The organism is Klebsiella indica (assembly GCF_005860775.1).
Lineage (GTDB): Bacteria > Pseudomonadota > Gammaproteobacteria > Enterobacterales > Enterobacteriaceae > Klebsiella > Klebsiella indica.
Genome location: NZ_VCHQ01000016.1, coordinates 123,391 through 138,006 on the forward strand (window position 1 = coordinate 123,391; position 14,616 = coordinate 138,006).

A 14,616-nucleotide genomic window follows, 5' to 3' on the forward strand; every position below is an offset into this window, starting at 1 on the left:
CATCTTATAAAATCAGAAAGGGGATGCTGATGAACACAAGCGAACAAGCTGGACATACGTTTTTGGCCAGACTGGGGAAAACCCGTTTACGCCCTGGGGGAATAGAGGCAACAGAGTGGTTGTTTCAGCAGGCGGGCTTTACCGCGGAGAGTAAAGTCCTGGAGGTGGCCTGTAATATGGGCACCACCGCGATTGAGCTGGCGCAACGTTTTCGTTGCAGCGTCTACGCGATTGATATGGATAAAGAGGCGCTGGCGAAAGCCCGACAAAATATCGTCCGTGAGGGCGTGGATAATCGGGTTGTGGTGCTGGAGGCCAATGCTAATCGTTTGCCCTTTCCCGACGCTACGTTTGATGTGGTGATTAATGAGGCGATGCTTACCATGTACGCCGATAAAGCGAAGGAGAAGCTGGCGGCGGAATATTTCCGCGTGCTGAAACCCGGCGGTCGTTTATTGACTCATGATATTATGTATTCTCAGGATGCGCTCGATGACGAAACGCGTCTTCAGCTTCAGGGGGTCGTGAAATCTCACGTCAGCCCGTTAAGCGCCGCGGGCTGGCAGGCGATTTTCCAGCGGGCAGGCTTTGCTTCCGTGCGTTTTCATCATGGACCGATGTCGCTGATGTCGCCGCTGGGGTTAATTAAAGATGAAGGATATAAACAGGCGCTCAGGATTGCCTGCAATGGTTTGTTGAAACGTGAGAATCGTCCGAGATTTTTGTCTATGATGCGTTTTTTCCGGCGCCAGAAAAAACGCCTGAACTTTATTTCCTGCTGTTCGGTTAAAGGGCCGTAGATAAAAATCTGCAATAATGGTTGCGCTATGAATCGCTGCGCTGAAAATTAACTATCAGCAGCGATAAAATAAGTGGATTCTTATTTCAGACGTTATCTCGATAATTACATTGTTTAATGTGGCTGACGGCAGGGCGCGATAAATGAATAGCGTATTCAGGCCTACTGCGGATCCGCGCCTCGTTGCGTTTTATTTCGCGGCGCTAAGGTTTTGGTTAATGCGAACCGCCGCGGGGCAGGCGATCGCAGCGCCTGCCGTGGCGTCAGCCACCGGGGGTTTACGGCGACGGCGCATCGAAATTGAGGGCGTTACAGTAGAATGAATCATTAGCGTGATAATCATTTTTGAGGCTATTTTTTATTACTTATTTATTTGTATTTTACATTTTGTTACAACTGTGCGGGTGTTGTGTTTTTTTATGCTGTCGCGGTTTTTTACTTGCCGGAATGAATTTATCAGGATTATTATTGTCTCAACTGTTACACGTACCGCCTAATGACAGATGAAGGGACTCGTTTTTTCCTTAAGCGTTACCTCATGTTCAGATGTTTACAGGAAAAAACATGTCTTGCGCTTTTAACAAAAGTTTACTCCACCCGCGTAACTGGGGGACCTGGTTTGGCCTGTCCATACTCTGGCTTATCGTTCAGTTACCTTATCCCATTTTGCACATTATCGGCAGCAGCGCCGGCCGGGCGTCACGACGTTTTCTCCGACGCCGGGAGCATATCGCCAGACGAAATCTCGAACTCTGCTTTCCGGATATGTCGCCGGCCGCCCGTGAGAAACTCATTGAACAGAACTTTATGTCGCTGGGAATGGGGCTTATTGAAACGGGAATGGCCTGGTTCTGGAGCGATGAGCGGGTCAGGAAATGGTTTGATGTTGAAGGCATGGCTAACCTTAATAATGCCCTGAACGCCGGAAAAGGCGTGATGGTGGTTGGCATACACTTTATGTCTCTTGAACTCGGTGGGCGTACGATGGGAATTTGTCGCCCTATGATGGCAACTTACCGTCCGCATAATAGCCCGCTGATGGAGTGGGTGCAGACGCGTGGTCGTTTACGTTCCAATAAAGCGATGATTGATCGCCGCAATTTGTCCGGCCTGGTACATGCGTTGAAATCTGGCGAAGCGGTGTGGTTCGCACCTGACCAGGACTACGGTCCGAAGGGAAGCGTTTTTGCGCCGTTCTTTTCGGTACAACAGGCGGCAACCACTAACGGCACCTATGTGCTGTCCCGCTTATCCGGCGCGAAAATGCTTACCATCAGTATGGTGCGCAAGGCGGATCGTAAAGGTTACAGTCTGCATATCAGCGACGTGATGAGTGATTATCCTGGCGAAGATAAGCAGGATGCGGCCAGCTATATCAATAAGGTTATTGAGAAAGAGATTCTGCGCGCGCCAGAGCAGTATTTGTGGGTTCACCGCCGCTTTAAGACCCGTCCGCTGGGGGAAGCTTCGCTCTATTAAGCGATCCGCACTTACAGCGCTTTCAAAATGGTCCCTGTTGCGTTAACGTGCGCGGGATCATTTGTTGTTGTAAGCGAAGGAGTGCGTTGTGTTCGCTGAGTTTGGTGTGTTGAATTACCTGACCTATCTGGTCGGGGCTATCTTTATCATTCTTGTCCCCGGCCCAAATACCCTTTTTGTTCTGAAGACCGGCATCGCTCACGGCGTTAAAAAGGGCTATCTGGCCGCGGCAGGTGTGTTCTTTGGTGATGCGGTGCTGATGTTTCTGGCTTTTGCCGGTGTCGCGACGCTTATCAAAACCACTCCGGTGCTGTTCAATATTGTTCGTTATCTGGGGGCGATTTATCTGCTGTGGATGGGCGGTAAAATGCTCTATGCGGTGCTAACCCAGCGCGAGGGTCATTCGGCTTCTGGGTCGGAACCGGGGAGCGCTATCCTGAAACGTTCTCTGACGCTCAGCCTGACGAATCCGAAAGCCATTCTGTTTTATGTTTCATTTTTCGTTCAGTTTATTGACGTTAATGCCAGAACGCCTGGCCTGGCGTTCTTTATTCTGGCGCTGACGCTGGAAGTTATTAGCTTCTTCTATATGAGTTTTCTGATTCTTTCCGGCTCTTTTGTCACCCGCTACGTGAAAACGAAAAAGAAACTGGCGAAAATTGGCAACAGCCTGATTGGCCTTATTTTTGTTGGTTTCGCCGCCCGTCTGGCGACGCTCCAGTCGTAATCATCGTGCCGGTATGCGCGTGGCCGACCGTTCTTTGTTTGTAACAAACGCCTTCAGTTTTGATTGCATTGGTGTTACATATACAGCTGATTATCGCGCATAAAAGAAGGGAACCGGATGATTCTGCAGAAACTGACTCACAATAAAAACAGCAAGAAGTTCTTCTTGTCGATCGCCACGGTGTTTATTATCGCGCTGTTTGTCGTTGGTCGTGCGACCTTTGGTGGGGTGGTAAGTGAGTATAATATGCCGTACTCAGAGTGGACGACGTCAATGTTCTTCCTGCAGGGGGCGATGGTTATGGTCTACAGCCTCGTGTTCACGCTTTTATTCTCTATTCCGCTGGGATTTCTGTTTTTAGGTTCAGATCGTCAGGATTAAGCTCAGGCAACAAGGCGAACAGACGTTCGCCTTGTTATGTTTTCGCGTTATCTCCATCCTCTGTCATCACAATGATAGTGGGGCGGCGGCGGCCCGCGATGATAGCCTGGGTCGATAATACATCCCGATAACAGCGTGCAAAGCGCGAGAATCAGCGGCAACACAATCGGTTTTTTCATTCCTCACTTCTCCCGTTAAATCCGTCCGCCGGGGCCAGCCGGCGGAGTCGGCTGATGAAGTGACTATATTCTTTTAACCTATTGAGTAGATAAGATAATTCTGCAATATCCCGCCGATGAGGAAGCGATTATTCCTGGATTTACCACCAGCCAAATTGCGTGCCCGCGACGGCCACAATGGCGACGATGAGCATTATAAGGGTGCTTTTTTTCATTATGCTCCGCCCGGCGCTGCATAACCTCCAATAAAGAACCAGCCCAGAAAAATAACCGCGACGATAAAAATCACGACCGGAAATAGAATACCCAGTTTCATTATGGTGTCCCTGTAGATGCAAGTGAGGCGTCATATCATAGCGGATTTCGCGTTCAATTAGTCCAGGCAAGATGAAAAATTCGCTGACGATAAGACCGTTATTGTGCTAAAGCGTGCGGCGGGCGTGATGCGATTCGGGAATACGCCACAACCTTAAAGGGGAAGATCACGCCGTTAATGAAGCCGCTGGCAAGTCAGCGCAGCTTACTGACGGGACAATTTTTAAATCAATTATCTTATTTGGTGGGTTTAACCCTAAAAAAACCCCGCCGGGGGAGGCGGGGAAAAAACTCATTGATTATGGAATGATCTGTTCTCTGGTCAGTTCGAGAACAGGAGCTACTCTACGAGGTAAAAGTGTGGCTAAAATGGAGAAATCGTGAAGATTCAGGGCGAAAGGCCGTATCGAACAATGACAATGAAGGAGCCGAAATGAAGTGGATGATAGTGATGTTTCCTCTGGTACTTGCGGGATGTGCGCAACCTCAACCGACTCAGCCCGCTCATCCGCCAGGGATGGCTAATCCGGCTTCGGTGTATTGCGGGCAACAGGGGGGCGTTCTGGTCCCGGTTCAAAGCCCGCAGGGCGTACGTAGTGACTGCAAACTTCCCGGCGGCGAAACCATAGACGAATGGGCGCTCTGGCGTCGCGATCACCCGAAGAAGTCATAATTTTTATTTAAGCGCGGTCAGCCAGTCTGCCAGCACCCGGGCATGGTTTTGCCGGGTATTTTTCGCTGCATAGAGCAGCGTCAGCGGCTGCTGGCGGGCCAGTGCGACGAGGCGCAGGCCTTCATCGCGCTGGTCATCAAGCTCCTTGCGGTAGCATTGACTAAAGTGGGCGAAATCAATCGTCTCGCTGTGAAATGCCTTACGTAAGTCAGCGGACGGCGCGAGGGCTTTGCACCATTCATCATAATGCAGCGCCGCCTTTTTTATCCCGCGCGGCCACAGGCGGTCGACCAGAACGCGATAGCCGTCGCGCTCTTCCGCGGGATCATAAACGCGTTTACATTGAATCATTGTGATCCTCCCTTCGTACCCGTCAGACACGTCATTGTGTATTCGCGAAGCCGGGAAGCGGCGCCTGAATCTGTTCGCTAACGCTGTCATTGTAGAGCAGATAGTGTCTGTACGTCATACCATAACGCCTGTGAGATGACATTGTACGTCTTCATCCGTTTTAGGAAATAAGGATTGTGTTCGGCCGCCGGGATCGTTAATCTGAGGTTCCTTGTGTTGTCTGATAATCGCTGTAACATAAGGAACCTGCTATGAACTCTCTCTTGCGTATCGCCCTGGTTGGTGATTACAACCCCGATGTCCTCGCTCACAAAGCGATTCCCCTGGCAATTGACGATGCTGCCGCCGTGCTGGATCTACCGTTGCGCTATGACTGGCTGGCAACCCGTGAGATAAACTCCGCCGATATGCTTGCCCACTATGATGCTATCTGGGTGGTTCCCGGCAGTCCTTATAAAAATACCGAAGGCGCGTTTATCGCCATTCGTCACGCGCGTGAAAACGGTGTGCCGTTCCTCGGTACCTGTGGCGGATTTCAGCATGCGATTATTGAATACGCGCGCAATGTCCTGGGCTGGCGGGATGCCGCGCATGCGGAGACCGATACCGAAGGACGAATGGTGATTGCACCGCTAAGTTGCTCACTGGTGGAAAAGTCGGACACAATTGAACTGCGCGCCAGTACGCTTATCGCCAGAGCCTATGGTCGTGACAGTATTGAAGAGGGATATCACTGTAGTTACGGGATTGCCGATGCGTTTGCCCGGGAGCTGGAGCAGGGCGATCTGCGGGTGACCGGCTGGGATGATGAAGGCGAGATCCGGGCGGTGGAACTGGTGACACATCCGTTCTTCGTCGCCACGCTATTCCAGCATGAACGCAATGCACTGGAAGGGCGGCCCGCACCATTGGTACAGGCGTTCTTACGCGCGGCAAACCAATGAGCACGCGCCCGGCAGTGAAGATTGCCGGGCGTGGGCAGTGTCAGCCGTGAATTTCTCGATTGCGTCCGGCCAGGGCGCCAGACACGGCCATCATGACGGACATCATCGCTACGGCGATCAGCGGAATATGCCAGTCGCCGTTGGCATCATGTATTTTCCCCATTATCGGCGGACCACAAGCGGCCAGCAGATAACCAACGGTTTGCGCCATTCCTGACAGCGCCGCCGCCTGGTGTGCTGAGCTGGCGCGCAGGCCGATAAAGGTCAGCCCCAGAATCATGGTCGCACCGGAACCAAAGCCGAAGATAATCGCCCACACGGCCGCCTGAGCGGGGAAAAACCACAGAGCAAGCGAGCTGGCTGCGCACATCAGGGCCGTCAGAACGGCAATGCCGCGCTGATCTTGCAAACGATGAAGCAGTAACGGGATGACCAGTCCTGGTGCGGCGGTGGCCAACTGGAGCAATCCGTGTAGCGAACCCGCCTGCGTTTCACTGTAGCCGATGCTTTGCAGAATGGCGGGGAGCCAGCCGATGATGATGTAATAGACCAGCGAATTAATCCCGAGAAAAAGCGTTACCTGCCAGGCCAGCGCCGAGCGCCAGATACCGCGACTGTGCATCGCGCCTGACCCCGTCAGAGTCGCGGGAACCTGGCGACGTGATTGCGGCAGCCAGACAAACAGCGCCAGTAAGGGGAAAACCATTAACATCAACAACGCGCCATGCCAGCCCATTCCGGTAAGCGCCAGTGGCACCACCATTGCCGACCCCAGCGCCGCCGCAGCGCCCATGGTCAGGGAGTATGCGCCGGTCATTCTGGCAATGTGCCGGGCGAAGTCTCGTTTGATCAGTCCCGGAAGCAGGACGTTGCCGAGGGCAATGCCGCACCCGATTATCGCGGTGCCGAAAAACAGTAGCGCAACGGAGGGCAGGGAGCGCAATCCGATCCCGAGGCAAATCAGAATCATTGCCAACAACAGGCTGCGCTCCATACCGAAACGGCGTGCAATGCCCGCAGCCAACGGGGAAACCAGACCAAAGGCCAGCAACGGCAGGGTGGTCAGTAAACCGGTTTGCGCCGTAGTCAGGCCATATTCACCGCGAATGGCATCCAGTAATGGCGCGGCGCCGGTAAATGCCACGCGTAAAGTCGTCGCAATAAGCAGTATGCCGACAATGAATAAAAAAGGGGGGCGTTCGGCAGCAGGTGAAACAAAATTCATGGCTATCTCAGACAAGGAAACGGGGCGTTAACAATAGCGTGTTTGCCACCTGTTTGAATCAAGCTAAAATGACAGATTATCGCTAAAATCGGACAATTTTATGATCGGACTCGGTCTTGATGGCTACGATCCGGATAGCGATCGTGATGCGGCGCTGGCTTTTCGCATCCAGGTCGTTGCCGACGAGCAGTACATTCCACGCCATCATCATCGCAAAGGGCAACTGATTCTTGCGCTACGCGGGGCGCTAACCTGCGAGGTGGAGAATGCGATGTGGATGGTTCCGCCGCAGTATGCGGTATGGGTGCCGGGTCAGGTGCCACACAGTAACCGCGCGACACCGCAGGCGCAGATCTGTTTTTTGTTTATTGAACCTGACGCCGCGCCGATGCCGCGGCGCTGCTGCACGTTAAAGATTTCACCGCTGGTTCGTGAGCTTATCCTCGCGATGGCCCAACGTGGCAGGGCCGGGGCGGATAAGCCGGAGACAGCGAGGCTGGTGCAGGTACTGTTCGACGAACTACCGCAGCAGCCGCAGGAGCATCTTCAGCTACCGGTATCCGGGCACCCTAAAATTCATCAAATGGCGGAAATGATAGCCGCCGAGCCGGCACGCTGGAAAACGCTGACGCAATGGGCGGAGGCATTCGCCATGAGTGAGCGTAATCTGGCGCGGCTGGTGGTGCGTGAGACGGGGCTGAATTTTCGCCGCTGGCGGCATCAGCTACAGTTAATCCTCTCTTTGCAGATGCTGATCCGCGGTCTGTCGGTGCAACAGACGGCCCAGAGCCTGGGCTATGACTCCACGACCGCTTTTATCACGATGTTTAAAAAGGGACTGGGACAAACACCAGGACGTTATCTTGCCAGTCTGACTACGCCTTACCAATAAACAGGGAGACGATCCCCGCGGCGATTAGCGGCCCGACCGGGACCCCGCGGAAGAGGGCGACGCCGAGCACGGTGCCGATCAGCAACCCGGCAACCAACTGCGGCTGTGAGCCCATCAGGGCGACGCCTCGACCGCCCAGCCAGGATACAAATACGCCCACGGCAATCGCCAGTAGCGATTTCCAGTTAACGAATGAATGGAGCAGCGTTGAGGGCGGCAGTGTCCCGCTGGCGATAGGGGCCATCACGCCAATGGTGAGGATAATAATACCGATGGTCAGCCCCTGCTTTTCTATCCATGGAAAGAACGCGTTCAGCGGTGTAACGCGAATGATAATTAAAACCAGGATTGAAATAGCGACGGTGGTGTTATGGCTAATAAAGCCGAGCGCTGCGAGGCCCAGCAGAATGAGCAGGGTAGTATCGAACATGTGCAGAGGTCCTTGCCAAAATATCAAAAGAGAAGCCTGTTTACTTTACGCATAATCGCGTGAGTAAACAGGCTTTTTTACCGTATGTTCGCTATTTCTGGGCCCGTGCCTTGTGTTTCCCCGCGGCGGAGCTTGCGGGTATTAACATCGGGAGAGTCACCTTGACCTCAGGCCACTGTTTCCGGGCCGAAAAGGTTTCAGTCCTGGCGGCGAAATACGGCCAGTTCCGGACGCGCAATTCGTAAATAGTCGTCAGTATCAAGAATAATCGACGTATCGAGTCTGCCCGCGTTAAAGGCGATTTCTGGGAAACGCTCAAACAGCAGCGGGTCGGCAACCAGCCGCAACGCCGGGTGGAAACTAAAGGGGGGGATCGCGCCAAATTCACAGGCGGTCAGCGTTTCCACCTCTGCCGGGCTGGCCAGCGAGGCTTTGCTGCCGCCAATATATTCGGCCAGACGGGCTAAATCCGCCTGCCGATCGGCGGCGAGGATAGCCAGTACGTGCTGGTTCACACCGTGACCTTTAACTTTGCATACCAGCGCTTTCGCCCCCTGGCCCAGAGCGGTACCGCGGATCGCCGACACGGCCTCGCATTTGCCGACAGCATCATGCTTCATGAGCCGGTAGCGCGCATGGTGTACGTCAAGCAGATTGAGCAACTGCTGGTGGGGGTTCTGTCTTACCGATCCGTTCATATCGACCTTTATCTTGTACATAAAGCTGTGAGTGTAATCCTCTCCGCAACGGATGAAAACCGGCGATGGCGTGTCGCATCCGGAAGCTGATTCATTAATTCTGGTGGTGCGTGGAGAATCAGGATTGAGAACGGAAATAATGCATATTGCGGAACAAAATGGTTAAACGTTTATAACCGCGTTGGTAAGGGCAAGTGATGGGCCAACGCACATGAACGCGATATATGCAATCAAGAAGTATATATTCCAGGCATATTTTCCCCCTGTGCAGAAGGGGGATTGCCTTTATATCTTCCACATTAACTCCACATTTAATGCGTTTTTTCTTCAATAAGATATGCTGGAATAAAAAAACATATTACTATCCTGCCAGTATCAAACGCTCAACGATTTTACTTATCGCGAGAACTTTTTTTGTTTTTATTAGTCATTAGGATGGCTAATATCGATGCTATTGATGTGGTTACGAGGTTATGATGACGGAGAAGGTAGCGGTGCAGGTATCCCCCAGAAAGTTCCAAAAAATAAGGGAGTTGAACAGACGCCGTAACTATTTTACCAAGAGAGTCCGTAGCGCGGTTCGGATTCATCTCGCGAAGGCGTTCTGGGATAGCCGCACGCGGCATGAGGTTGATTTATCGTCAGCGAAAACCGTGTTGCTGATGCGTAATGAAGGCGCTTTAGGCGATGTGGTCGTCGATTCCGCGCTGGTTAAATGCCTGCATGAAGCGGGAATGACCGTTGACTTTCTGTTGACGAAGTCGAACAGTCAGGTGATGCGGCATAACCCGCGAATTCGCCATATTTACGAAGCTGACAATGTCAGCTCAGCGGATTTTTTGCGTAAATTCACCCATAACGTGCCTAAGTCCATTATTAATGAGCTTGCGAATAATAAGTACGATATAGTTATTGACCCGTCATTGTTTGATATCCCGGTACACAGGATGTTGCTGTTACGGCAGATAAATGCTAAATCGGTACTGGGGTTTAATAAATGGCCATCAATTAATCACTATTCAAAGTCTTTTGATTTTGATTGCGAAAAATTGCACGTCAGTAAGACATTTGATCTTATCGCCGACTATCTGAAGCTGGATAAAAAACATCTCGCGTCTTATGATCTGCATATTCCACAGGATGTGTATCAGGAAGTGGGCGACTACATGGCGGGCCGGGAAGGGCGCAAGGTGGTGATTAATATTTTTGCCGGCAATCAGGATCGCAGTATGTCGCAGGAGCAACTGGCAACGCTTATCGCCAGACTGCGTACAGACTATCCTGATGTCAATATTATCTTGCTCGATCACCGTAATGAAATTCGCATTCCCTTAGCGGAAAAAGTGAGCGTTAATCCGTTTAAAACGCTACACCATTGCATGGCGTTAATTGCGCAAGCGGATTTGGTTATTTCGCCGGATACGTCGGTGGTACATATGGCGGCGGCATGGAAAAAACCGCTAGTCGCAGTCTATAAAGATGTGCTTTTAAATAATCGGCTGTGGGCGCCCGGATACGATAACGCGCGACAAATTATTGTTAAATGCGGCAAAGTGCATCAGATGGACAACCTGCCGGATCTCATTATGTCAGCGATTGATCCTGATCTGCTGCAATAGGCGCGGCTGGATAAAGTCAGCGTAAAAAACAGCCAGCGAAGCAGGATGCTGGCTGTTTTGCGAAGGTTAACTGTCTGCTTTCGATGCCTGCCTGTGAAACAGTTCGCGGAACACCGGGTAGATATCTTCCGGGTCGCGAATATGCTGCATGGCAAAATTATCAAATGTTGCCTGCAGGTGTTCGTACTCGCGCCACAGCGTCTGATGCGCCCGACGGGTGATCTCGATATAGCTGTAGTAACGCACGATTGGCAGGATTTTCTTCGCCAGCAGTTCGTGGCACAGCGGCGAGTCGTCCGCCCAGTTATCACCATCCGATGCCTGTGCGGCGTAGATATTCCACTGCGCAGGGTCGTAGCGCTCTTTGACCACTTCATCCATTAATTTCAGGGCGCTGGAGACAATCGTGCCGCCGGTTTCCTGGGAATAAAAGAATTCGTGCTCATCAACCTCCTTGGCCTGGGTATGGTGGCGAATATAGACCACTTCAACGTTTTTATAAGTCCGGCTGAGGAACAGATAGAGCAGGATGTAAAACCGTTTGGCCATATCCTTCGTTGCCTGGTCCATAGAGCCGGAAACGTCCATCAGGCAAAACATCACCGCCTGGCTTGAGGGTTCTGGCCGCTTTTCATAGTTCCGGTAACGCAGATCGAACGTATCAATAAACGGTACGCGCTCGATTTTTGCCCGTAACTCTGCGATTTCTCTACGTAGCCGTTCCTCTTCCAGCAGTTGTGCGGGTTCGCTTTTGCTGATGATATCCAGTTCGTTTTCCAGCGTATGCAGTTCACGACGTTTACTGGCCGTCATGGCGGTACGTCGCGCCAGCGAGTTTTGCAGCGAGCGAACGATGCTGATATTGGCCGGCACGCCATTGGCGGTGTAGCCTGCGCGATGGGTTTTAAACTCCGTCAACTGCCGCTGCTGGTTTTTCTTCAGATTTGGCAGCGCAAGATCTTCAAACAGCAGATCAAGGTATTCGTCTTTCGAAATCTGAAAGACAAATTCATCTTGCCCTTCGCCATCGGCGCTGGCTTGTCCCTGGCCGCCGCCACCTCCGCCACCGCCACCCTGTGGCCGTTCAATTCGGTCATTCTGGACAAAGTGATCGTTGCCGGGGTGTACGCGGTTGCGAAGTCCGCCGCGACCCTGATGAAACATCGGTTCGTTAATATCGTCCGTTGGAATGGAGACGGACTCTCCGCTCTGAATATCGGTCACCGAGCGTTTATTGATGGCCTCGGAGATCGACTGTTTTATCTGCGCTTTGTAACGGCGCAGAAAGCGCTGCCGGTTGACGGCGCTTTTGTTTTTCCCGTTCAGGCGTCGGTCTATGAACCAGGTCATATGCCCTCCTGTACTGCATTTGCCAACGATACCCGTCCTGTTTCATTGAGGGGTTATACCGTCATACTTCACGTTGCCTGCGCGTTGGCCTTCACTCGGCCCCTTCCTGAGCCTTGCCCCGCGGGGCCAGCGTAAGCGCCGTTCAACACGGTTAGCCGTGTTGTCCTGCAACGTGAAAGAGTCAGGGTATATGCCCTTACATGTCCGGGCTTCAGCGCACTTTATCCCACAACCCGAGTTAACGAGTTCTTCGCCGCTGTTATTAACCCGACAGAGATTGCCTGCCGGGCTTATTATCAGGATGATTTACGTACCCGCAGATACCATTCGCATAGCAGACGAACCTGCTTACGCGTATAGCCTTTCTCCATCATGCGATCGACAAAGTCATCGTGTTTCTTCTGTTCATCGGTTGACGTTTTGGTGTTGAAGGAAATCACCGGCAACAGTTCTTCGGTATTGGAGAACATTTTTTTCTCAATCACCGTGCGCAGTTTTTCGTAGCTGGTCCAGTTTGGATTGCGCCCGCTGTTGTGCGCCCGGGCACGCAAAACGAAGTTGACGATTTCGTTACGGAAGTCTTTCGGGTTACTGATCCCGGCGGGCTTCTCGACTTTCTCCAGCTCCGCGTTCAGCGATTCGCGGTCAAACAACTGACCGGTATCCGGATCGCGGTACTCCTGATCCTGAATCCAGAAGTCGGCGTAGGTGACATAGCGATCGAAAATGTTTTGTCCATATTCCGAGTAGGATTCGAGGTAAGCGGTCTGGATCTCTTTACCGATAAACTCGGCATATTTCGGGATCAGATAGCCTTTCAGGAATTCCAGATAGCGCTCTGCCTGCTCCTGGGGGAACTGCTCGCGCTCAATTTGCTGTTCCAGAACGTAGAACAGATGTACCGGGTTAGCGGCGACTTCCGTGTGGTCAAAGTTGAATACCCGCGAGAGAATTTTAAACGCGAAGCGCGTAGACAGGCCGTTCATGCCTTCATCGACGCCGGCATAATCACGATACTCCTGATAGGATTTCGCTTTCGGGTCGGTATCTTTCAGGCTTTCGCCGTCATAAACGCGCATTTTCGAGTAAATGCTTGAGTTTTCCGGCTCTTTCAGGCGCGACAGAATGGAGAAGCGCGCCAGCGTTTCCAGCGTCCCCGGCGCGCAGGGCGCATGGCTCAGCTCGCTGCTATTGAGCAGTTTTTCATAGATGCGGATCTCTTCCGAAATGCGCAGGCAATAAGGAACTTTGACAATATAAACGCGGTCGAGGAAAGCCTCATTGTTTTTGTTGTTACGGAAAGTCACCCACTCTGATTCGTTGGAGTGGGCAAGGATGATGCCGTTAAACGGCAGGGCGGATATCCCTTCGGTACCGTTATAGTTACCCTCCTGAGTCGCGGTCAGCAGGGGGTGCAGCACCTTGATGGGCGCCTTAAACATCTCCACAAACTCCATCAGTCCCTGGTTGGCGCGGCACAGGGCGCCGGAATAGCCGTAAGCATCCGGGTCATTCTGCGCGTAATGCTCCAGTTTACGGATATCCACTTTACCCACCAGCGCGGAGATGTCCTGGTTGTTCTCGTCCCCGGGTTCGGTTTTAGCGATGGCTATCTGCGCCAGAATCGATGGCCACACTTTTACCACGCGGAACTTTGTAATGTCGCCGCCGAACTCATGCAGGCGCTTGGCGGCCCAGGGCGACATAATGGTCCCCAGATAGCGGTTTGGAATGCCGTACTCTTTCTCAAGGATCTGCGCATCTTCGCGCGGGTTAAACAGGCATAACGGATGATCGTTGACCGGACTGCGTTCTCCGTTAGCGCTAAGCACGTAAATCGGAACACACTGCATCAGGGACTTCAGGCGTTCGGCCAGCGATGATTTACCGCCGCCCACAGGCCCCAGCAAATACAGAATCTGTTTCTTCTCTTCTAACCCTTGAGCGGCGTGTTTTAAGTAGGAAACAATCTGCTCAATGGCATCTTCCATACCGTAAAACTCTTCAAACGCCGGATAGCGTGCAACGACCCGGTTTGAAAAGAGACGGGATAGCCTGGGTTCCAGGGCCGTATCGACCATGACCGGCTCACCGATAGCCATCAGCAATCTTTCTGCTGCGTTAGCATAAGCACTGCGATCTTGCCGACAAATGGTAAGAAACTCCTGCAGTGTGAACTCTTCGTCCTTGGCAGCTTCATAGCGCTGGCGATAGTGATCGAATATATTCATGGCATGCCGTCCTTTCGTTTTTAGCACAGGTTGAGAGCCGTTCATATGAATAGTGGGAGCCCCCGGAAGAGGTAAGCCGCACAACGCTCACTGATTCTCCAGCAACCCTTATGCCAGGTTGGCGAAGTCGGTGAATAACGTGCCCCGGATTTACTTCTTCTAAATTAAAGCTTAGATGCATTTGGAAAACTTGCATGGCATGGCGAATCAATTTCAATGACATATCAATAACTCATCCGGAATAACGTCCTGTTGTCGCCCGGGTCAGACTCGGGGCGTCATTGCACTGTCATTGGATTGTCAGCCAGCGGTCATCTGGTGGT

General features: G+C 52.2%; 17 protein-coding genes. 8 read left to right on the top strand and 9 right to left on the bottom strand.

Annotated elements, in window-relative coordinates; translation table 11 throughout:
* Window positions 1-29 precede the first annotated feature (29 nt).
* From FE839_RS13115 to FE839_RS13130, 4 genes are all read left to right on the top strand, one after another.
* A complete protein-coding gene (locus FE839_RS13115; protein WP_138361247.1) occupies window positions 30-800 on the top strand; it encodes a class I SAM-dependent methyltransferase in 771 nt (256 codons plus the stop codon).
* Window positions 801-1,363: 563 nt separating this feature from the next.
* On the top strand, window positions 1,364-2,278 hold the full coding sequence (lpxP, locus tag FE839_RS13120) for a kdo(2)-lipid IV(A) palmitoleoyltransferase (RefSeq protein WP_138361248.1): 915 nt from the start codon (window positions 1,364-1,366) through the stop codon (window positions 2,276-2,278).
* Window positions 2,279-2,366: 88 nt separating this feature from the next.
* A complete protein-coding gene (gene leuE / locus FE839_RS13125; RefSeq protein WP_138361249.1) occupies window positions 2,367-3,005 on the top strand; it encodes a leucine efflux protein LeuE in 639 nt (212 codons plus the stop codon).
* A gap of 117 nt (window positions 3,006-3,122) precedes the next feature.
* On the top strand, window positions 3,123-3,386 hold the full coding sequence (locus FE839_RS13130; protein WP_138361250.1) for a DUF2534 family protein: 264 nt from the start codon (window positions 3,123-3,125) through the stop codon (window positions 3,384-3,386).
* Between the two features lie 47 nt (window positions 3,387-3,433).
* Here FE839_RS13130 and FE839_RS24880 read toward each other — a convergent pair whose 3' ends face one another.
* From FE839_RS24880 to FE839_RS13140, 3 genes are all read right to left on the bottom strand, one after another.
* The gene (locus FE839_RS24880) at window positions 3,434-3,565 is read right to left on the bottom strand and encodes a hypothetical protein (RefSeq protein ID WP_241675628.1); all 132 of its coding nucleotides are present in this window, start codon (window positions 3,563-3,565) and stop codon (window positions 3,434-3,436) included.
* A gap of 140 nt (window positions 3,566-3,705) precedes the next feature.
* Complete coding sequence (gene yoaJ / locus FE839_RS25115) at window positions 3,706-3,780, bottom strand: protein YoaJ (protein ID WP_138361311.1); 75 nt, start codon at window positions 3,778-3,780, stop codon at window positions 3,706-3,708.
* Complete coding sequence (locus tag FE839_RS13140; RefSeq protein WP_138361251.1) at window positions 3,780-3,881, bottom strand: YoaK family small membrane protein; 102 nt, start codon at window positions 3,879-3,881, stop codon at window positions 3,780-3,782. Before FE839_RS13140 ends, yoaJ begins: the two co-directional genes overlap by 1 nt.
* Before the next feature lie 432 nt (window positions 3,882-4,313).
* Between FE839_RS13140 and FE839_RS13145 the strand changes: the two genes are divergently transcribed.
* Window positions 4,314-4,553 (top strand): putative hemolysin, encoded by a 240-nt coding sequence (locus FE839_RS13145; protein WP_138361252.1) that lies wholly within the window; start codon window positions 4,314-4,316, stop codon window positions 4,551-4,553.
* Between the two features lie 3 nt (window positions 4,554-4,556).
* Here the strand turns inward: FE839_RS13145 and FE839_RS13150 are convergent, their stop codons facing one another.
* Complete coding sequence (locus FE839_RS13150) at window positions 4,557-4,904, bottom strand: DUF488 domain-containing protein (protein WP_138361253.1); 348 nt, start codon at window positions 4,902-4,904, stop codon at window positions 4,557-4,559.
* A 251-nt stretch (window positions 4,905-5,155) separates the two neighbouring features.
* Here FE839_RS13150 and FE839_RS13155 point away from each other — a divergent pair, with 251 nt between their 5' ends.
* Window positions 5,156-5,848 carry a CTP synthase C-terminal region-related (seleno)protein gene (locus tag FE839_RS13155; RefSeq protein ID WP_138361254.1) on the top strand — a complete coding sequence of 231 codons (693 nt, stop codon included), beginning with the start codon at window positions 5,156-5,158 and terminating at the stop codon, window positions 5,846-5,848.
* 40 nt (window positions 5,849-5,888) lie between these two features.
* On the opposite strand, the gene FE839_RS13160 is transcribed toward FE839_RS13155, so the two are convergent.
* Window positions 5,889-7,073, bottom strand: a complete 1,185-nt coding sequence (locus tag FE839_RS13160; RefSeq protein ID WP_138361255.1) for a CynX/NimT family MFS transporter — start codon at window positions 7,071-7,073, stop codon at window positions 5,889-5,891.
* Window positions 7,074-7,173: 100 nt separating this feature from the next.
* Between FE839_RS13160 and FE839_RS13165 the strand changes: the two genes are divergently transcribed.
* Entirely contained in the window at window positions 7,174-7,965 is a 792-nt protein-coding gene (locus FE839_RS13165) for an AraC family transcriptional regulator (protein WP_138361256.1), read from the top strand.
* On the opposite strand, the gene FE839_RS13170 is transcribed toward FE839_RS13165, so the two are convergent.
* Together FE839_RS13170 and FE839_RS13175 are read right to left on the bottom strand one after the other, a co-directional pair.
* Window positions 7,949-8,395: a DUF441 domain-containing protein gene (locus FE839_RS13170; protein WP_138361257.1), complete on the bottom strand. Its 447-nt coding sequence runs from the start codon at window positions 8,393-8,395 to the stop codon at window positions 7,949-7,951. The two genes, FE839_RS13165 and FE839_RS13170, sit on opposite strands and share 17 nt — an antisense overlap.
* A 197-nt stretch (window positions 8,396-8,592) precedes the next feature.
* Window positions 8,593-9,093 (bottom strand): YbaK/prolyl-tRNA synthetase associated domain-containing protein, encoded by a 501-nt coding sequence (locus FE839_RS13175; RefSeq protein WP_138361258.1) that lies wholly within the window; start codon window positions 9,091-9,093, stop codon window positions 8,593-8,595.
* A gap of 476 nt (window positions 9,094-9,569) precedes the next feature.
* Here FE839_RS13175 and FE839_RS13180 point away from each other — a divergent pair, with 476 nt between their 5' ends.
* Window positions 9,570-10,712 (top strand): glycosyltransferase family 9 protein, encoded by a 1,143-nt coding sequence (locus tag FE839_RS13180; protein WP_138361312.1) that lies wholly within the window; start codon window positions 9,570-9,572, stop codon window positions 10,710-10,712.
* A gap of 66 nt (window positions 10,713-10,778) precedes the next feature.
* On the opposite strand, the gene FE839_RS13185 is transcribed toward FE839_RS13180, so the two are convergent.
* Window positions 10,779-12,062, bottom strand: a complete 1,284-nt coding sequence (locus FE839_RS13185; RefSeq protein ID WP_138361259.1) for a YeaH/YhbH family protein — start codon at window positions 12,060-12,062, stop codon at window positions 10,779-10,781.
* Window positions 12,063-12,358: 296 nt separating this feature from the next.
* Entirely contained in the window at window positions 12,359-14,293 is a 1,935-nt protein-coding gene (yeaG, locus tag FE839_RS13190) for a protein kinase YeaG (RefSeq protein ID WP_138361260.1), read from the bottom strand.
* Between the last annotated feature and the right edge of the window lie 323 nt (window positions 14,294-14,616).